Raw genomic sequence first — 17,194 nt, forward strand, 5'->3', positions numbered from 1 at the left:
CATTCGGGCACCACAAGTTTCGGAACAAATTCCGAAAGTTTCGACCAAGGGATACGCGATGACCACCCCCCGAGTCGGCACGGCCGCCGCACTGGCCGCGCTCACCCTGCTCACCGCGACCGCCTGCGGCGGCCGGGGAGCCGCCCAGGGCTCCGATGAGATGCACGTGTGGATGTACCAGGACACCCTCGTCGTCGTGCAGGAGGGCGCCGTCGAACGCTTCAACGCCGACCAGGGCGCCGACGGCGTCCAGGCGGTCATCGACCAGGTGCCCGGCGACAACTACGTCGAACGCCTGCGCACCGCCATGGGCTCCCCCCAGCGGCCCGACGTGTTCTTCAACTGGGGCTCGGGCAGCATCGCCCCCTACGCCGAACAGGGCCTGCTCGAACCCCTCGACGACCTCCTGGCCGAGGACCCCGAACTCGCCGAGGCGTTCCTGCCCTCCGTCCTGGAGTCGGGCAAGGTCGACGGCGTCCAGTACGGCATCCCCCTGCGCGGCACCCAGCCCGTCGTCCTCTTCTACAACCGGGCCGTCTTCGAGGATGTCGGCGTCGAACCCCCGCAGACCTGGGACGACGTGCTGACCCTGGTCGACGAGTTCGACGAGGCCGGCGTCACCCCCTTCGCCCTGGCCGGTGCCGACCCCTGGACCGAGCAGATGTGGCTCCAGTACCTGGTGGACCGCATCGGCGGCCCCGAGGTGTTCGCCCGCATCGCCGGGGGCGACTCCGAGGGCTGGCGCGACCCGGCCGTGCTGGAGGCCGCCGAGATGGTCGCCGACCTGGTCGACCGCGGCGCCTTCGGCGACTCCTACGCCTCGGTCAGCTACACCGAGGGCGGCGCCTCCACCCTGCTCTCCGAGGGCCGCGCCGCCATGCACCTGATGGGGTCGTGGGAGTACTCCACCCACCTGGACCAGGCCCGCGAGTTCGCCGAGAACGACCTGGGCTACGTCGCCTTCCCGCCCATCCCGGGCGGCGAGGGCGACCCCGCCAACATCGTCGGCAACCCCACCAACTACTTCTCCGTCACCGCCGACAGCCCCCACCTGGAGCACGCCCTGGAGTTCCTCTCCTACACCGCCCAGGACGAGTACGTGGCCGACATGGTCGCCAACGGCGAGGTGCCCACCACCGCCGACGCCGAGGAGGTCCTGGCCGACAGCCCCAACCCCGAGTTCGCCGTCTTCCAGTACGAGCTGGTCCGCGACGCCCCCCACTTCCAGCTGTCCTGGGACCAGGCCCTGACCCCCGAGGTCGCCACCCCGATGGTCACCGAGATCGAGGCCCTGTTCAACGGACAGCGCACCCCGCAGGAGTTCGTCGACGCCCTGGCCGCCCTGTGAGCGCGCGCACCCAGGGCCGGGCCGCCCCCCGCACCGGGCGGCCCGGCCCCCTGTGGGCCCTGCCGGGCGTCGTGTTCTTCGCGCTGTTCGCCGCCCTGCCCATGCTGCTGGTGGCGTACCTGTCCTTCACCCACTGGGGCGGGCTGGGCACCCCGGCCTTCGCCGGGCTCGACAACTGGACCCGGCTCGCCGGCGACCCGCTCATGCACCGCGCCGTGGGCCTGAGCCTGCTGCTGACCGTCGCCAGCTGGGCCCTCCAGACACCGATCAGCCTGCTCCTGGGCGTGTGGGCCGCCGGGCGCCAGCGCGGCCGCGCGATCCTGTCCGCGGTCTTCTTCCTGCCGCTGCTGCTGTCCTCGGCGGCGGTGGCCATCATCTGGCGGGCCCTGCTGGACCCCAACTTCGGCCCGCCCGCCTGGCTGGGACCGGCCCTGGGCCTGGGCACCCTGGACCCGCTGGGCGGGGGCGGCAGCGCGTTCTGGGTGATCGTGTTCGTCGCCGCCTGGCAGTTCATCCCGCTGCACATGCTGCTCTACCAGGGCGGGGCCCGGCAGATCCCGGCGACCCTCTACCAGGCGGCGCGCATGGACGGGGCCGGGCGGCTGGGCATGTTCTGGCACATCACCCTGCCCCAGCTGCGCAACACGATGACGACCTCCTCGGTGCTGATGGTCGTCGGGTCCCTCACCTACTTCGACACGGTGCTCATCATGACCGACGGCGGCCCGGGCACCGACACCACCATCGTCCCGTACCTGATGTTCCGGGCGGGCTTTCGCAGCTGGGAGCTGGGCTACGCGAGCGCGATCGCGTTCACGCTGGTCATCGTCGCGACCCTCATCGCCCTGGTGATGGTGCGCCTGACCGGGTTCGGCTCGATGCGCAGCACCAGGGAGGGGATGTGAGCGTCGTGGAGGAACGCACCGCTGTGGAGGGGCGCCGCACGGCCGCGCCCCGGCGGGCGCGCGGCGGCGCGCCGGTCCGGTACCGGGGCGTGGGCGAGCGCCCCAACGTCCTGGGCGGGCTGGGCGCCCTGGTCTGGCTGGTCGTGGTGGCGCTGCCGCTGTACGCCCTGCTCGTCGCCACGATCCAGCGCGGCGAGAACTACGTGCCCGAGGGCCCGCTGGCCCTGCCCTCGGACCCCACCCTGGGCAACTACGCCACCGCCATCGACAAGGGCCTGCTCGGGTTCGTGGGCAACACCGCCCTGGTCACCCTCGCCGTCGTCGCCCTGGTCGTGGTCCTGTCCGCCACCACCTCGTACGCGGTCGTACGCTCGCGGACCCGCGTCACCGACGCCGCCTTCCGCGTGTTCCTGCTGGGCCTGGCCATCCCCGCCCAGGCCGTCATCATCCCCGTCTACCTCATCATCGTCCGCCTGGGGCTGTACGACACCCTCACCGCGATCGTGCTGCCCACCGCCGCCTTCGCCCTGCCGGTGTGCGTCCTGATCCTGGTCGGGTCCATGCGCGACATCTCCGAGGAGCTGTACGAGGCCATGGCGCTGGACGGCGCCGGGCCGGTGCGCACCTTCCTGCAGCTGGTCGTCCCCATGTCCCGGTCCGGGCTGGGCACCGTCGCCGTCTACTCCGCGCTCCAGGCCTGGAACGGGTTCCTCTTCCCGCTCATCCTCACCCAGTCCGCCGATCGGCGGGTCATCACGATGGGCCTGTACGAGTTCCAGGGCGAGTACCGGGTGGACGTGCCCGGGCTGCTCACCGCCGTCGTGGTCTCCACCGTCCCGCTGTTCGTCGTCTACCTCGTGGCACGCCGCTCCCTGGCGGACGGCCTGATGGGAGTGGGCGGCAGGTAGCACACGCGTTTCGGATCGCGAAAGCCCGGGCAAGCGCTGGTTGTACCGGGCGGGTCCGAGAACAGGCCGAGCGGCTCCCCCGTCCGCAGTCCCTTGCAGACACGGCCCGAGGGGATCGCAGATGAACGACGACGCGCTGGACGAGGCCGCCGAGGCGGAGCTGGCGACCCGGTGGGGGCCGTTCCGCCTGGTGGCCTTCCGCGATCCCGGGGACCGCGGGGAGCACCTGGCCCTGGTGCACGGCGAGGTCCGCGACCGCGACGAGGTCCCGGTCCGGATCCACTCCGAGTGCGTGACCGGCGACGTGTTCGGGGCGCTGCGCTGCGAGTGCGGCGACCAGCTGGCGGCCGCCGTCGGGGTGGTCACCGCCGCGGGCCGGGGTGTGGTGGTGTACCTGCGCGGCCACGAGGGCCGGGGCATCGGCCTGCTCGACAAGGTCCGCACCCTGGCCCTTCAGGACGCCGACGGGCTCGACACCGTCGACTCGGCCACCGCCCTGGGCCTGCCCGTGGACGTGCGCGACTACGGCCCCGCCGCCCGGGTGCTGCGCCACCTGGGGGTGCGGTCGGTGCGGCTGCTGTCCAACAACCCGGACAAGGCGCGCGCCCTGGAGACGCACGGGGTCAAGGTCGCCGTGCGCGAGCGCCTGCTCGCCCCGGTCCGGCCGGAGAACCTCCCCTACCTGGTGGCCAAGCGCGAGCGGCTGGGGCACGACCTGCCCGCGCCGGAGCTGCCCGATGCCTGAGCCCGCCGCCACCGCGCCCGCGCCGCCGCCGGCGCCCGGACGCGGCCCGGACCGGCGCTCACCGCGCCGGGCGCTCGCCTGCGCGGCGGCGGGACAGTTCGCGGTGCTGGCGGTACTGACCGCCACGGTCGGGCTGGACCCGGCCGGCTGGGCGGTCGCGGCCGCCGTCGCCGGTGCCGGCGCCGCCCTGCTGGCGCGGGCCGCCGCGCGGGCCCGGCACCGGTTCGGGCCCGCCGACGCGATCACCCTGGCCCGGTGCACCCTCATCGCCGCCACCGCCGGGCTGCTGGCCGACGGCGCCGGCCCCTGGCCGGTGGTGGCCGTGGCCTCTCTGGCCCTGGCCGGGGACCTGGTGGACGGGCCGGTGGCCCGCCGCACCGGCACGGCCACCGCCTTCGGGGCCCGCTTCGACATGGAGGCCGACGCGTTCCTGCTGCTGGTCCTGAGCCTGGCCGCCGCGCCGCTGCTGGGCCCCTGGACCCTGGGGATCGGCGCCATGCGGTACGTGTTCGCCGCGGCCGCCCGGTGGGCGCCCTGGCTGTCCGCGCCGCTGCCGCCGAGCAGGGCCCGCAAGGCGGTGGCCGCCGTCCAGGGGGTGGCGCTGGTGGCCGCCCTGGCGCCGGTGGTCCCGACCGCGGTCGCCGCGGCGGTGGTCGCCGCCGCCCTGGCCCTGCTGGTGTGGTCCTTCGGCCGCGACATCGCCCGGCTGCACCGCGACCGGGCCTGACGGCTGAGAGGGTGGGGCGGGTGGCGTCCACGAGCACGACGAGGAGGACCATGGCACGGACAGCGCGGGCGTTCTGGATCCGGTCCCCCGGCCGCGGGGAGATCCGCGAGGAGCCCCTGGCCGACCCCGGGCCCGGCGAGGTGCTGGTGCGCACCCGCTGCTCCGGGATCAGCCGCGGCACCGAGACCCTGGTGTTCGGCGGCGGCGTCCCGCCCGGCCAGTACCGGGTGATGCGCGCCCCCTTCCAGGAAGGGGACTTCCCCGGCCCCCTCAAGTACGGGTACCTCAACGTGGGCACCGTCGAGGAGGGGCCCGGCGACCTGGTGGGGCGTACGGTGTTCAGCCTCCACCCCCACCAGGACCTGTTCACCGTCCCGGCCGACGCGGTCCTCCCGGTGCCCGAGGGGGTGCCCGCCGAGCGGGCGGTCCTGGCCGGGACGGTCGAGACGGCCGTGAACGCCCTGTGGGACGCCTCCCCCCTCGTCGGCGACCGCATCGCCGTGGTGGGCGCCGGGATGGTGGGCTGCTGTGTGGCCCGCCTGGCCTCACGGATCCCCGGCGCGCGGGTGCAGCTGGTGGACGTGGACCCCGGGCGGGCCCGCACCGCCGCCGCGCTGGGGGTGGGGTTCGCCGCGCCCGCCGAGGCCATGGGCGACTGCGACCTGGTCTTCCACGCCAGCGCCACCGAGGCCGGGCTGACCCGCTCCCTGGAGCTGCTCGCCTCCGAGGGGGAGGTCGTGGAGCTGAGCTGGTACGGGGACCGGCGCGTCATCCTGCCGCTGGGCGGGGACTTCCACTCCCAGCGGCTGGCCGTGCGCGCCAGCCAGGTCGGGATGATCTCGCCCGCCCGCCGCTCCCGCTACGACCACGCCGAACGCCTGGGGCTGGCGCTGCGGCTGCTCGCCGACCCGGCCTTCGACGCCCTACTGACCGGGGAGAGCGCCTTCGAGGACCTGCCGTCGGTGCTGCCGCGGCTGGCCGACGGCTCCCTGCCCGCCCTGTGCCACCGCATCGTCTACCCCTGAGAGGACCCCGGTGTTCAGTGTGACGGTCCGCGACCACATGATGGTCGCCCACAGCTTCCGCGGCGAGGTGTTCGGGCCCGCCCGGGCCCTGCACGGCGCGACGTTCGTCGTGGACGCCACCGTGTACCGCGCGGAACTGGACGCCGACGGGGTCGTGGTGGACATCGGCGAGTTCTCCCGGGTCCTGGCCGGGATCGTGGGGGAGCTGAACCACCGCAACCTGGACGAGGTGCCCGGGTTCGCCGGGGTGAACACCACCACCGAGTTCCTGGCCCGGGTGGTGGCCGACCGGCTGGTGGAGCGGCTGGACGCCCCGGCCCGGGGGCTGGCGAGGGTGGCGGTGACGCTGCACGAGTCGCACGTGGCGTGGGCCTCCTACGAGAGGGACCTTTGACCGTCTTCGTGGTGCCCGAGCCCTCCGCCCCCAGCGGCGGCCACACCTACGACCTGCGCCTGGCCGAGGTCCTGGGCCTGGACCGGGTGGAGGTGCCCGGGGCGTGGCCGCGGCCGGGCGAGCGCGACCGGGCGGGCCTGGAGCGGCTGCTGGCGGGCCTGCCCCGGGGGGCGACGGTGCTGCTGGACGGCCTGGTGGCCTGCGGTGTGCCGGAGGCGGTCCTGCCGTGGGCCGGGCGGTCGCGGATCGTGGTGCTGGTCCACCTGCCGCTGGCCGACGAGACCGGCCTGGCCCCCGCCGAGGCCGCCGACCTGGAGGCCCGGGAGCGGGCGGTGCTGCGCGGCGCGGCGGCCGTCATCGCCACCAGCGGGGCGGCGGCCCGGGACCTGGCCGCCCGCCACGGCCTGACCGGGGTGGCCGTCGCCCCGCCCGGGGTGGACCCGGCCCCCGAGGCCGTCCCCGGCGACGGGACGCGGCTGCTGTGCGCGGCCTCCCCCACGCCCCGCAAGGGCCACGACCTCCTGTTCGCCGCCCTGGACCGGGTGCGCGACCTGCCCTGGACCTGTGCCTGCCCCGGCCTGCCCGCCGTCGGCGGCGGCGCGTGGGCGGCCCGTGTCCGGGAGGCGGCCCGGCCCCTGGGCGGCCGCGTGTCCCTGCCCGGTCCGCTCACCGGCGCCGACCTGGACGCCGCCTACGCCGCGGCCGACCTGCTGGTGCTGCCCACCCGCGCCGAGACCTACGGCATGGTCGTCACCGAGGCCCTGGCCCGTGCCGTCCCCGTCCTGGCCTCCGGCGTGGGCGGGGTGCCCGAGGCCCTGGGGCGCGACCGGGCCGGCGCCCGGCCCGGCCTGCTCGTCCCGCCCGGGGATCCGGACGCCCTGGCCCGTGCGCTGCGCCTTTGGCTCACCGATCCGGCGCTGCGGGAACGGCTTCGGCGTTCGGCCCGCCGGCGCCGCGCCGACTTGGCAGGATGGGAGGAGACGGCCCGCTCGGTGAGCGCCGTCCTCGACCGGGAGGTGACCCCGTGAGCACCGCGGACACCCAGGAGTTCACACCGCGCTGGCTGGCCGCCCGCGAGGACGCCGACGCCCGCGCCCGTTCCCGCGGCCCGCTGTCGGCCCTGGCGGCACACGGCGCCGTCGTCGCCGACCTGGGCTGCGGCACCGGGTCGCTGGCCCGCTGGACCGTCCCGCGCCTGGCCGGGGTACGGCACTGGATGCTGTTCGACCGCGACCCGCGCCTGCTGGCCCTGGCGGGCGGCCGGGTCCCGGCGCCCCGGGTGGAGGCCCGCCTGCTGGAGCTGGCCCGGCTGCGCCCGGACGACCTGGCGGGGGCCACGCTGGTGGCCGGCTCGGCCCTGCTGGACGTCCTCACCGGGGAGGAGGTCCTCGCCGTCGCCGACGCGGTCGCGGGCACCGGCCGCCCCGCCTGGTTCACGCTGTCGGTGGCGGGCCGGGTGGCGCTCACCCCGGAGGACCCGCTGGACGCGGCGGTCGCCGCCGCGTTCAACGCCCACCAGCGCCGGGGCGGGCGCCTGGGCCCCGACGCCGTGGAGGCCGCGATCGGGGCGTTCGCCCGCCGGGGGTACCGGGCGACGACCTTCCCCAGCCCGTGGCGGCTGGGGCCGGACCCGGCGCCGGTGACCCGGATGTGGCTGGAGGGCTGGGTGGGCGCCGCCGCCGAGCAGGAGCCGCGCCTGCCGCTGGAGGACTACCTCGCCCGCCGCCGGGAGCAGCTGGACGGGGAGCGGCTGACCGTCGTCGTCCACCACGACGACCTGCTGCTCATGCCCCCGGGGACCGGCCGTGACGCTGCGCCCGCACCCGCCCGCGCCCGCCGCGCCCGGCGGTGCCGGTGCCCGCGGCGCACCGGTCCCCGGCGCGCGGGGTGGTGGCGCCGCTGCCGGGGCGCGGTGCTGCGGGCGGGCGCGGGCGCCCTGATCCTGGGCGGGGTGCTGTGGTGGTATCCGCTGGAGGCGTTCACGGCCGCGCTGGCGGTGGTGGACGCCGGCGCGGTCGCCGCGGCCCTGGCCCTGGGCGCCGTCACCACGGTGCTGTGCGCGTCCCGCTGGCTGGTGGTGGCGCGGGCGGTGGGCCTGCGGCTGTCCCCGGCCCGGGCGGTGGCCGACTACTACCTGGCGCTGCTGCTGAACGCGGTGCTGCCCGCCGGGTTCCTGGGCGACGCCCACCGGGCGGTCGGCCACGGCCGCGCCAACGGCGACCTGGGCCGCGGGGTGCGCGCCGTGGTGCTGGAACGCCTGGCCGGGCAGGTGGTGCTGTGCCTGGCCGTGGCGGTGCTGGTGCTCACCCTGCCCTCGGCCCTGTGGGGGCCGGGCCGGGCCGCGGCGGTCGCCTCCCTGCTGCTCCTCGCGGCGGTCGCCGCCCTGCTCGCCGCGGCGGCCCTCCTCCCCCGGCGCCGGGACTCCCGTCCGGGCCGGCTCCTGGCCTCGACGGTCCGCGACGTGCGCGCCGGGCTGCTGGGGCGGGCCCCGGCGGTGCTGGCGCTGTCGGCGGCGGCGCTGGCCGGGCACGTGGCCCTGTTCCTGGTGGCCGCCCACCTGGCGGGCGTGGACGCCCCGCCGCCGCGGCTGGTGCCGCTCGCGCTGCTGGCGCTGGCGGCGATGAGCCTGCCGGTGAACATGGGCGGGTGGGGCCCGCGCGAGGCCGCCACGGCGGCGGCGTTCGGCGCCGCCGGGCTGGGGGCCGGCCAGGGCCTGACGGTGTCGGTGGTCTACGGGGTGCTGGCGCTGGTGGCGGCGCTACCGGGCGTCGCCGTGGCGGCGGCGCGCCTGTTCCAGGGCGGCCAGGTGTCCGGCGGCCCGCCGGGTGAGGTGGGCGAGCAGGGCGTCCCCCTTGGCGGCGCTCGCCCGTGAGGGCAGGCCCACCACCCCGTTGGCGGTGTAGGCGGCCAGCCCGAGGGTGCCCATGTGGTCGCGTTCGTCGGCCCGGTGGTCGGCCCGCGCGTAGTCGGGGCGGACCAGGCCGGGGTGGGTGTGCAGCAGCACGGAGGTCTCCAGCTCCCCGGCGTGCATGTCCTGGTCGTTGGTGGTGGTGATGCCCGCCGCGGTGCGGGCGGCCTCCCATTCGCCGGGGCCGGGGAAGAGGGCCATGCGACCGCCCGACTGCTGGACGGTGTTGGCGAGCACGTGGTTGCCGCCGTGGCCGTTGACGATCAGCAGCGGGACTCCGTCCAGGGAGTCGGCGATGTCGGTGACCAGGGCGTGCAGGGTGGCCGCCGAGACGCTGACGGTGCCGGGCCAGGCGGCGTGCTCGTGGGAGCAGCCGAACGCCAGCGGGGGCAGCAGCCGCAGCGCGTGGGCTTCGGCGACGCGTTCGGCCAGAGCGCAGGCGATGAGGGTGTCGGTGGTGAGCGGCAGGTGGGGGCCGTGCTGTTCCAGGCTCCCCGCGGGCAGGACGGCGGCGGCCGGGGTGCGTGCGCCCTCCTGCGGTGCGGTGGTGGCGGGCAGCGGAGGGCGTTCGTCCATGCCCCCAGTATCAGGGCGGCGGTGCGGGATCGGTGAAGGCGGCGCCGACCTCGTCCAGGACGGAGTCCATCACCCCGTCCAGGGTGCCGGTGCCCTCCTGGGTCCACTCGTGCAGGGCGTGCAGCAGGGCGGACAGGAACACCGAGGCCAGCAGTCCGGGGCGGTGCATCCCGGCGGGCAGGGCGCGGTCCCCCAGGAGCGCGGTCATCTCGTGCAGGAAACCCTGCTGTCCGGCCAGCCGCCGTCCCAGCAGGGCGGGGTGCTTGAGGGCCAGGCGGGTGCTCTGCGCCCACTCCCGGTCCGGTGACAGGTCGCGGGCGTCGTAGACGGTGCGGACGGTGGCGCGCAGCGCGGTCCAGGCCGACTCGTGCGCGGGGCGGGTGCGCAGGACGGTGAGGAAGTCCTCCATGTGGGCGGTGTCGCCGTACAGGCAGGCGTCCTCCTTGCCCGCGAAGTAGTTGGAGAAGGTGCGCCGGGAGACCTCGGCGGAGGCGGCGATCTCCTCGACGGTCACCGCGTCCAGGCCGCGTTCGACGATCAGTCGCAGCGCGGCCCGGTGGATGCGCAGCCGCGTCCGCTCCTTCTTGCGTTCGCGCAGACCGGGGGAGACGTCCATGGTGACATGTTACACGGACTGAAAAATTGCCTGGAAGGCATATTTGCGCGGCGTGCATGTAAGCTGGTGAGCAGGTCAACTCCGTTTACTTTTCTTCGCAGGGGTGCATGTGAGCGCAGCACGTCCGTTATCCGATACCGGGGCCCGCCCGACCGTCCTCCGGTCCCTCACCGGGCTGCTCATGGTCCTGGGCGTCACGATGCTCAGCGGCACGATCGTCTCGGTCGCCCTCCCCCAGATCGTCGGCTCCCTCAACGGCACCCAGTCGCAGTACACCTGGGTCGTCACCGCCGCACTGCTGGCCTCCACCGCCTCCACCCCGGTCTGGGGCAAGCTCGCCGACCTCTTCGACAAGAAGCGGCTGCTGCAGCTCTCCATCGTCATCTTCATCGTCGCCTCGCTGCTGTGCGGCCTGGCCCAGACCACCGGCCAGCTGATCGCCTTCCGCGCCCTCCAGGGCCTGGGCATGGGCGCCTCGCAGGTCCTCGTCCAGGTCGTCATCGGCAGCCTGGTCAGCCCCAAGGAACGCGGTAAGTTCAACGGCTACATCGGCGCCATCATGGCCGTGGCCACCGTCGGCGGCCCCCTCATCGGCGGCGCCATCACCGACGTCTCCTGGCTGGGCTGGCGCTGGTGCTTCCTCATCGGCGTGCCCTTCATGCTCGTCGCCATGGTCGTCCTGGCCCGCACCCTGCACCTGGAGGACGTGCGCCGCCCCGACACCAAGGTCGACTACGTGGGGGCCACGCTCATCGCAGCCGGGGTCAGCGTCCTGCTGCTGTGGATCACCTTCGTCGGCGGGGACTTCGCCTGGATCTCCTGGCAGAGCGCCGCCATGGTCGGCGGTGCCGCGCTCCTGCTCGGCCTGGCCGTGTGGGTCGAGTCCCGGGTGTCGGAGCCGGTCATCCCGCTGCACCTGGTGGCGCGCCGCGAGACCGCCGTCGCCATCCTGGCCAGCGTCGCCGTGGGCATGGCCATGTTCGGCGGCGCCGTGTTCCTGGGCCAGTACTTCCAGCTCGCCCGCGGCTACTCGCCCACCGAGGCCGGCCTGCTCACCATCCCGCTGATGCTGGGCGTCCTGGTCTCCTCCACCGTCTCCGGGCGCATGGTCTCCCGCTCCGGCCGGGTCAAGTCCTACGTGATGACCGGCCTGGTGACCCTGTCCGTCGGGTTCTTCCTGCTGTCCACCATCGACGCCGAGAGCCCCCTGCCCTACGTGGGCCTGGGCATGCTCCTGGTGGGCACCGGCGTGGGCCTGTCCATGCAGAACCTGGTCCTGGTGGTGCAGAACTCGGTGCCCCTGCGCGAGCTGGGCGCCGCCAGCGGCGCCATCACGTTCTTCCGCTCCCTGGGCGGCACCATCGGCGTCTCCGTCCTGGGCGCCGTCCTGGCCAACCGGGTCGCCACCGGCATCACCGAGGGCCTGACCGCCGCCGGGGTGGACGCCTCGGGAGCCGCCGCGTCCGGCAGCGGCACCCTCAACCTGGACGCCATGCCGCCCTTCCTCCGCGACATCGTCGCCGGCGCCTACGGCTCCGCCACCGGCGATATCTTCCTCGTCGCGACCGGCATCGCCGTGGTGGGCGTCCTCGTCGGCGTCCTGCTGCCCCGCGTGCGCCTGCGCGACAGCCTGGACCTGCCCGAACCCGTGGAACAGGTCGTCGCCGAGGCCGAGGACTCCGGTCCCGGCCGGAGCCCGCAGACCGCCGGCTGAGCCCGCCGCCGAGCGCCCCGCCCCGGACCGCCCGGGGCGGGGCGCCGCGCTGTCGGGGGGAGGGGGCCGGTTGTCGCAGGGAGGCGTTAGCGTGGGCGCGCGCCCGGCGGACAGGACCGGGCACCGAACCCGCAGGAGCCCCCATGGCCGAGCTCACCTACTTCGTCCACCAGTCGCTCGACGGCTACATCGAGGGCCCGAACGGAGAGTTCGACTGGCCGGTCATGGGGCCGGAGCTGTCCGAGGACTCCCGGGCCCTGGGCGAGCGCGCCGACGCCTTCCTCTACGGCCGGGTCGTCTGGGACATGATGTCGGGCTTCTGGCCCGAGGCGGAGAAGCACTCCGACGACCCCCACGACCTGGCCTTCGCCCCCATGTGGCGGGAGAAGCCCAAGGTCGTGGTGTCGCGCACCCTGGACAAGGCCGACTGGAACACCCGGGTGGTGGACGGCGTGGACAAGGTCGCCGAGCTCAAGGCGGCCGGGGAGGAACTCGTCCTGTTCGGCGGCTCGGCCCTGGCGGCCGATCTCACCCGGCACGGGCTCGTCGACGAGTACCGCGTCTTCGTGCACCCGGTCGTCCTGGGCGGCGGCAGGCCCGCCTTCCCCGCCTCCGTCGGCCGCCTGGGCCTGGAGCTCGTGGAGTCCCGGGTGTTCGACTCCCAGGCCACCCTGCTGCGCTACCGCCGCGCCTGAGGCCCGACCGCGCGCCCGGCTCCGCCGACCGGAGCCGGGCGCGGCCGTGTCCGGTCAGCCGCCCAGGGCCATCCGCGCCCCCAGCGCCAGCATGACCACCGCGATCACCCCGTCCAGCACCCGCCACGCCCCCGGACGGGCGAACACCGGCCGCAGCAGCCGCGCGCCGAAGCCCAGGGAGAAGAACCACAGGAAGCTGGCGCTGACCGCGCCGGCCGCCCACCACCAGCGGGCCCCGTCGTACTGGTTGGCCAGGGAGCCCAGGAACAGCACCGTGTCCAGGTACACGTGCGGGTTGAGCCAGGTCAGCACCACCGCGGTCGCGATGGCCGCGCCGCGCCCCACCACCTCGCCCGTGCTCGCCTCCAGCGAGCCGCCGTCCGGGCGCAGCGCCCGCCGGGCCGCCATCGCCCCGTACACGAGCAGGAACCCCGCCCCCAGTACCCGGACCACCGTCACCAGCCCGGGCAGGGCCGTGATCACCGCGCCGATGCCCAGCACGCCCAGCGTGATGAGCAGCGCGTCGGACAGGGAGCAGACCAGCACCACCGGCAGGACCGTGGCGGTGCGCCCGGAGATGCCCAGGCGCAGGACGAAGGCGTTCTGGGCGCCGATGGCCACGATGAGGGCGAGCCCGGTACCCAGACCGAGCATCGCGGGGAGAAGAGTCGCGTTCACGGAGAGAACGCTAGGCCCGCGGCCGATGTGCAGTAAAGCTAAACTTTCTTAGAACCCCTAAGAGAGGCTTAATATGCCCTTCCAGTTCGAGCACCTGCGCACCCTCACGGCCCTGGTGGACGAGGGCACCTTCGAGGCGGCCGCCCGGGCCCTGCACGTGACCCCCTCGGCGGTGTCGCAGCGCGTCCGGGCCATGGAGCAGGCCGTCGGCAAGGTGCTGGTCCGGCGCACCACACCGGTCGCCACCACCCCGGCCGGGGACGTGGTCCTGCGCCACGCCCGCCAGGTCCTGGCACTCGACGAGGACGCTCTGGGAGAGCTCGGCGCGGACGAGGGGGACCGCCTGCTGCCCGTCGCCGTCAACGCCGACAGCCTCTCCACCTGGTTCCTGGAGGCGCTGGCCGTCGTGACCGAGGAGCTCGGGGTGGCGTTCGAGGTCCACCGCGAGGACGAGGAGCACACCACGTCCCTGCTGCGCTCGGGGACGGTCATGGCCGCGGTCACCTCCACCCCCGAGGCCGTCCAGGGCTGCACCGTGGAGGGGCTGGGCACCCTGCGCTACCTGGTGGTGTGCACGCCGGAGTTCCACGACCGCCACCTGGGCGGCCGCCGCGACCCCGGACTCCTGGCGAACTCGCCCATGGTCACCTTCGACCGGCGCGACGACCTCCAGGACCGCTTCCTGCGCGAGGCCCTGGGCCTGGCCCCGAGCGGGCCGCGCCACTACATCCCCGCCTCACAGGACTTCGCCCGCGCCGTCCACCTGGGCATGGGCTGGGGCGCCGTGCCCGAGGGGCAGTGCCGGGACGCCCTGGCGGCCGGGGAGCTGGTCCACCTGGCCCCCGACCACCCCGTCGAGGTCCGCCTCTACTGGCAGCGCTGGAACCTGCGCTCCCCCGCCCTGGACCGGCTCACCGAGGTGGTCCGCCGCCACGCCGCCGCCGGCCTGCACCCGCTGTGACCCGGCCGGGCCGCCTCACCCGGACCGGAGCCGGTCGCGCAGGGTGCGCGCCACCCGTGCCATCAGCGCCTCCGCGCCCGGCTGGTGCACCGCCGGGACCCGGGACTCCGTCAGGGCCGCCACCGCGAACACCGCGCCGTCGGCGTGCTCCACCACGCCCACCTCGTGGCGCAGGTTCAGCAGGCTCCCCGTCTTGGACGACCACGTCGTGGCGTCCGACACGAAGTCCGGGGTCAGGCGGTGCCGCAGCACGTTGTGCGCCATCAGCCCCCGCACCCGCGCCGCCACCTCCGGGTGGATCTTCGACGGGGTCCACAGCGCCTGGAGCAGGTCGGTGAAGGCCCGCGCGGACCCCGTGCTCGCGCGCGCCACGTCCAGCTGCGGGATCCGGTGCCCCCGCCCCGCCGTACCCGCCTCGATGGCCAGGCTGTGCGCCAGGTGGCCCTCGTCGGGGTTCAGTCGGTCGACCGGCGTGTGGTGCAGCTCCTCCATCGTGTGCCGGACCGTGATGCCCGCGATCCCCGCCGCCCGCAGCGAGGCCGCCACCCGCTCCGGCGGGGTGAGCGCCAGCAGGGCGTCCGCGGCCGCACCGTCGCTCAGGCACGTGCTCAGGTAGACCAGGTCCTCCACCGCCACCCGGGCCGGGTGGCGGAACCGGGAGATGCCGATCGGCCCGAAGGTCTCCACCCTCCCCGGGTCCACGGGGACCTGCTCCGCCCCGTCCAGCTCCCCGGTCTGCACCCGCTCCAGCACGGCGATCGCCAGCGGCACCTTCACCAGCGACGCGGACGGGAACTCCTCCTCGGGCTCGATCCCGATCTCCTCCCCCGTCCGCAGGTCCCGCACCAGGAAGGAGCCCCGCAGTCCCCCCTCCTCCAGCTCACGGCGCAGCCCGCGCAGCAGGGCGGTGGTGGTGGCGACGGTCACGGGGTCCTCCCGGGGTCGGGGACGGCGGCGGGCTCGGGGGCGGCGGGGTCGGGGACGGCGTCCAGGCAGTGGGCCAGGGCCGCGGCCAGCGGAGCCCGCAGCCGCTCCGTCTCCTCCTGCCCCTGGGCCACCAGATCGTAGCCGCGTTCCACCACCGGCTCGCCCAGCGCGCACCAGTACAGCCCCAGCGCCTCCGCCTGTCCCGCCGGGCACAGCAGCAGGTCTCCGCGGACCAGGACCTCCGTCGCCGCGTCCGCCAGGGACGACGCGACCAGCACCTGTCCGGGCCCCAGTCCCAGGGCGTCGCGCGAGCGCGACAGCGGATCGCGCACGTGCGGCACGTCGTCCTCCGGCTGGATCCACAGCCGGCGGCCGCCGCCGGGGCGCTCCCCGCGCCCCACCCGCAGCGTCCCCAGGTACAGGGTCCGGACCTCGAACGCCGTCGCCGAGCCGACCCCCAGCGGCACCCGCCACGCCGCGTCCACCGGCGGCACCGCCACCACCGCCGCCCGCACCTCGCGGTCGCGCAGCGCCGCCGCGCGCACCGCGGGCGGCCCCGGCCGGAAGTCCAGCCGCAGCCCCGCGTCGCGTCCCGCGGCGCCCAGCGCCGCCAGGTCCCGTGTCGCGCACGTCTCCGGCACCGCCAGCCGCAGGGGGCTGTGCCGGGCCCGTTCGGCGTCGTACTCCAGCTCCTCCGCCAACCGCACCAGGCGCCGCGCCGCGGGCAGCACCTCCCGCCCGAACGGCGTCAGCACGGCCCTGCGCGTGGACCGGTCGAACAGCTGGCCGCCCAGATGGCGTTCCAGGGCCGCCACCCGGCGGCTGGCCACCGGCTGCGGAATGCGCGCGGCGGCCGCGCCCGGCGTGAAACCGCCCCGATCGCTCACGTACACGAAGGCCCGACAAGCACCCACCAGATCCATGAGCCGAGATTATGCCGGAAACGCATGGAAACGGCGATTGCCGTCTTGGACGGCATGAGGTCTCGGGGGACAGACTGCTGGCGAGGCCGCACCGGCCCGGCGTTCCCCGGACCCGGCACGCTCATCCGCAGACGAAAGGCACCACCGATGCTCACCCGCACCACCCGTCTCAACGGACTGCGACCGGCCGCCGCCACCCTGGCGCTGCTGGCCCTCACCGCCTGCGGCACCTCCGAGGCCGAGCCCCAGAGCGCGTCGGCCGCGCCCTCGGAGTCGCCCTCGGCCGACCCCGGGTTCGCGGCCCTGGAGGCCGAGTACGGGGCCCGCCTCGGCGTCTACGCCGTCGACACCGGCACCGGCGAGGAGGTCGCCTACCGCGCGGACGAGCGGTTCGCGTACGCCTCCACCTTCAAGGCCCTGGCCGCGGGGGCGCTGCTCGCCGAGCACACCCTGGAGGAGATGGAGGAGGTGGTCACCTACACCGAGGACGACCTGGTGGAGTACTCCCCCGTCACCGAGCAGCACGTCGACACCGGGATGACCCGCATGGAGATCATCGACGCCGCGGTGCGCTTCAGCGACAACACCGCCGGCAACCTGATCCTGGAGGGGCTCGGCGGCGTGGAGGGCTTCAAGGAGGACCTGCGCGCGATCGGCGACGATGTCACCGAGCCCGCCCGCTACGAGACCGAGCTCAACGAGGCCACCCCGGGCGACGTCCGCGACACCAGCACCCCGCGGGCGATGGCCGACAGCCTGGAGGCGTACACGCTGGGCGACGCCCTGTCCGAGGAGAAGCAGGACGTCCTCATCGACCTGCTGGTCCGCAACACCACGGGCGACGACACCATCCGCGCGGGCGTGCCCGAGGGCTGGACCGTCGGCGACAAGACCGGTTCGGCCGGCTACGGCGGCCGCAACGACATCGCGGTCGTGTGGCCGGAGGAGGGCGCCGACCCGATCGTCATCTCCGTCTTCACCGCGCAGGACGCCCAGGACGCGGAGCCGATCAACGAGCTCGTCGCCGACGCCACCGAGATCGTGGTCGACGAACTCGGCTGACTCCCCCCCCCGGGGGGCGCGGCGCGGCCGGCGGCCGCCCGCGCCCCCACACGGACACCCTCCGAACACGAATGGATCCTTT

Annotated in this window: 18 protein-coding genes; 13 read left to right on the plus strand and 5 right to left on the minus strand. The window is 75.1% G+C overall.

What is annotated here, in order from left to right:
* Window positions 1-58 precede the first annotated feature (58 nt).
* The 9 genes from KGD84_RS16950 (at window position 59) to KGD84_RS33710 (ending at window position 8,924) form a co-directional block, all read left to right on the plus strand.
* On the plus strand, window positions 59-1,348 hold the full coding sequence (locus tag KGD84_RS16950) for an ABC transporter substrate-binding protein (RefSeq protein ID WP_220561404.1): 1,290 nt from the start codon (window positions 59-61) through the stop codon (window positions 1,346-1,348).
* Entirely contained in the window at window positions 1,345-2,253 is a 909-nt protein-coding gene (locus KGD84_RS16955; protein WP_255646616.1) for a carbohydrate ABC transporter permease, read from the plus strand. The genes KGD84_RS16950 and KGD84_RS16955 overlap by 4 nt, the downstream gene beginning before the upstream one ends.
* Window positions 2,250-3,161 carry a carbohydrate ABC transporter permease gene (locus KGD84_RS16960; protein ID WP_370634519.1) on the plus strand — a complete coding sequence of 304 codons (912 nt, stop codon included), beginning with the start codon at window positions 2,250-2,252 and terminating at the stop codon, window positions 3,159-3,161. The genes KGD84_RS16955 and KGD84_RS16960 overlap by 4 nt, the downstream gene beginning before the upstream one ends.
* A gap of 121 nt (window positions 3,162-3,282) precedes the next feature.
* The gene (locus KGD84_RS16965; RefSeq protein ID WP_220561405.1) at window positions 3,283-3,906 is read left to right on the plus strand and encodes a GTP cyclohydrolase II; all 624 of its coding nucleotides are present in this window, start codon (window positions 3,283-3,285) and stop codon (window positions 3,904-3,906) included.
* A complete protein-coding gene (locus tag KGD84_RS16970; protein ID WP_220561406.1) occupies window positions 3,899-4,633 on the plus strand; it encodes a CDP-alcohol phosphatidyltransferase family protein in 735 nt (244 codons plus the stop codon). Before KGD84_RS16965 ends, KGD84_RS16970 begins: the two co-directional genes overlap by 8 nt.
* Window positions 4,634-4,683: 50 nt before the next feature.
* Window positions 4,684-5,658 carry a zinc-dependent alcohol dehydrogenase gene (locus KGD84_RS16975; RefSeq protein ID WP_220565936.1) on the plus strand — a complete coding sequence of 325 codons (975 nt, stop codon included), beginning with the start codon at window positions 4,684-4,686 and terminating at the stop codon, window positions 5,656-5,658.
* Between the two features lie 10 nt (window positions 5,659-5,668).
* Complete coding sequence (locus tag KGD84_RS16980; protein WP_220561407.1) at window positions 5,669-6,052, plus strand: 6-pyruvoyl trahydropterin synthase family protein; 384 nt, start codon at window positions 5,669-5,671, stop codon at window positions 6,050-6,052.
* On the plus strand, window positions 6,049-7,080 hold the full coding sequence (locus KGD84_RS16985) for a glycosyltransferase family 4 protein (protein WP_220561408.1): 1,032 nt from the start codon (window positions 6,049-6,051) through the stop codon (window positions 7,078-7,080). The genes KGD84_RS16980 and KGD84_RS16985 overlap by 4 nt, the downstream gene beginning before the upstream one ends.
* Window positions 7,077-8,924, plus strand: a complete 1,848-nt coding sequence (locus KGD84_RS33710) for a lysylphosphatidylglycerol synthase domain-containing protein (protein WP_338151180.1) — start codon at window positions 7,077-7,079, stop codon at window positions 8,922-8,924. The genes KGD84_RS16985 and KGD84_RS33710 overlap by 4 nt, the downstream gene beginning before the upstream one ends.
* Here the strand turns inward: KGD84_RS33710 and KGD84_RS17000 are convergent.
* Entirely contained in the window at window positions 8,811-9,536 is a 726-nt protein-coding gene (locus KGD84_RS17000; RefSeq protein WP_220561410.1) for a creatininase family protein, read from the minus strand. The two genes, KGD84_RS33710 and KGD84_RS17000, sit on opposite strands and share 114 nt — an antisense overlap.
* Before the next feature lie 10 nt (window positions 9,537-9,546).
* Entirely contained in the window at window positions 9,547-10,152 is a 606-nt protein-coding gene (locus tag KGD84_RS17005; protein WP_220561411.1) for a TetR/AcrR family transcriptional regulator, read from the minus strand.
* A gap of 181 nt (window positions 10,153-10,333) precedes the next feature.
* On the opposite strand from KGD84_RS17005, the gene KGD84_RS17010 reads away from it, so the two are divergent.
* A complete protein-coding gene (locus KGD84_RS17010) occupies window positions 10,334-11,866 on the plus strand; it encodes an MDR family MFS transporter (protein ID WP_220561412.1) in 1,533 nt (510 codons plus the stop codon).
* Between the two features lie 143 nt (window positions 11,867-12,009).
* Window positions 12,010-12,561, plus strand: coding sequence for a dihydrofolate reductase family protein (locus tag KGD84_RS17015; RefSeq protein WP_220561413.1), 552 nt, complete (start codon window positions 12,010-12,012; stop codon window positions 12,559-12,561).
* A gap of 54 nt (window positions 12,562-12,615) precedes the next feature.
* Here KGD84_RS17015 and KGD84_RS17020 read toward each other — a convergent pair whose 3' ends face one another.
* A complete protein-coding gene (locus KGD84_RS17020) occupies window positions 12,616-13,215 on the minus strand; it encodes a LysE/ArgO family amino acid transporter (protein WP_220565809.1) in 600 nt (199 codons plus the stop codon).
* 97 nt (window positions 13,216-13,312) lie between these two features.
* On the opposite strand from KGD84_RS17020, the gene KGD84_RS17025 reads away from it, so the two are divergent.
* A complete protein-coding gene (locus KGD84_RS17025; protein ID WP_220561414.1) occupies window positions 13,313-14,200 on the plus strand; it encodes a LysR family transcriptional regulator ArgP in 888 nt (295 codons plus the stop codon).
* A 15-nt stretch (window positions 14,201-14,215) separates the two neighbouring features.
* Here KGD84_RS17025 and KGD84_RS17030 read toward each other — a convergent pair whose 3' ends face one another.
* A complete protein-coding gene (locus KGD84_RS17030; protein ID WP_220561415.1) occupies window positions 14,216-15,127 on the minus strand; it encodes a serine hydrolase in 912 nt (303 codons plus the stop codon).
* The gene (locus KGD84_RS17035) at window positions 15,124-16,050 is read right to left on the minus strand and encodes a LysR family transcriptional regulator (protein ID WP_220561416.1); all 927 of its coding nucleotides are present in this window, start codon (window positions 16,048-16,050) and stop codon (window positions 15,124-15,126) included. The genes KGD84_RS17030 and KGD84_RS17035 overlap by 4 nt, the downstream gene beginning before the upstream one ends.
* Window positions 16,051-16,197: 147 nt before the next feature.
* On the opposite strand from KGD84_RS17035, the gene bla reads away from it, so the two are divergent.
* Window positions 16,198-17,112: a class A beta-lactamase gene (gene bla, locus KGD84_RS17040; RefSeq protein WP_220561417.1), complete on the plus strand. Its 915-nt coding sequence runs from the start codon at window positions 16,198-16,200 to the stop codon at window positions 17,110-17,112.
* The last annotated feature ends 82 nt before the right edge of the window (window positions 17,113-17,194 follow it).

Origin of the sequence: Nocardiopsis changdeensis (genome assembly GCF_018316655.1) — a bacterium.
GTDB lineage: Bacteria > Actinomycetota > Actinomycetes > Streptosporangiales > Streptosporangiaceae > Nocardiopsis > Nocardiopsis changdeensis.

Excerpts from the sequence above, each read along its gene's own strand:
- KGD84_RS16950 (WP_220561404.1), top strand. The coding sequence starts at position 59 with ATGACCACCCCCCGAGTCGGCACGGCCGCCGCACTGGCCGCGCTCACC.
- KGD84_RS16965 (WP_220561405.1), top strand. The coding sequence starts at position 3,283 with ATGAACGACGACGCGCTGGACGAGGCCGCCGAGGCGGAGCTGGCGACC.
- KGD84_RS16970 (WP_220561406.1), top strand. The coding sequence starts at position 3,899 with ATGCCTGAGCCCGCCGCCACCGCGCCCGCGCCGCCGCCGGCGCCCGGA.
- KGD84_RS16975 (WP_220565936.1), top strand. The coding sequence starts at position 4,684 with ATGGCACGGACAGCGCGGGCGTTCTGGATCCGGTCCCCCGGCCGCGGG.
- KGD84_RS17000 (WP_220561410.1), bottom strand. The coding sequence starts at position 9,536 with ATGGACGAACGCCCTCCGCTGCCCGCCACCACCGCACCGCAGGAGGGC.
- KGD84_RS17005 (WP_220561411.1), bottom strand. The coding sequence starts at position 10,152 with ATGGACGTCTCCCCCGGTCTGCGCGAACGCAAGAAGGAGCGGACGCGG.
- KGD84_RS17010 (WP_220561412.1), top strand. The coding sequence starts at position 10,334 with ATGGTCCTGGGCGTCACGATGCTCAGCGGCACGATCGTCTCGGTCGCC.
- KGD84_RS17015 (WP_220561413.1), top strand. The coding sequence starts at position 12,010 with ATGGCCGAGCTCACCTACTTCGTCCACCAGTCGCTCGACGGCTACATC.
- KGD84_RS17020 (WP_220565809.1), bottom strand. The coding sequence starts at position 13,215 with ATGCTCGGTCTGGGTACCGGGCTCGCCCTCATCGTGGCCATCGGCGCC.
- KGD84_RS17025 (WP_220561414.1), top strand. The coding sequence starts at position 13,313 with ATGCCCTTCCAGTTCGAGCACCTGCGCACCCTCACGGCCCTGGTGGAC.
- KGD84_RS17035 (WP_220561416.1), bottom strand. The coding sequence starts at position 16,050 with ATGGATCTGGTGGGTGCTTGTCGGGCCTTCGTGTACGTGAGCGATCGG.
- bla (WP_220561417.1), top strand. The coding sequence starts at position 16,198 with ATGCTCACCCGCACCACCCGTCTCAACGGACTGCGACCGGCCGCCGCC.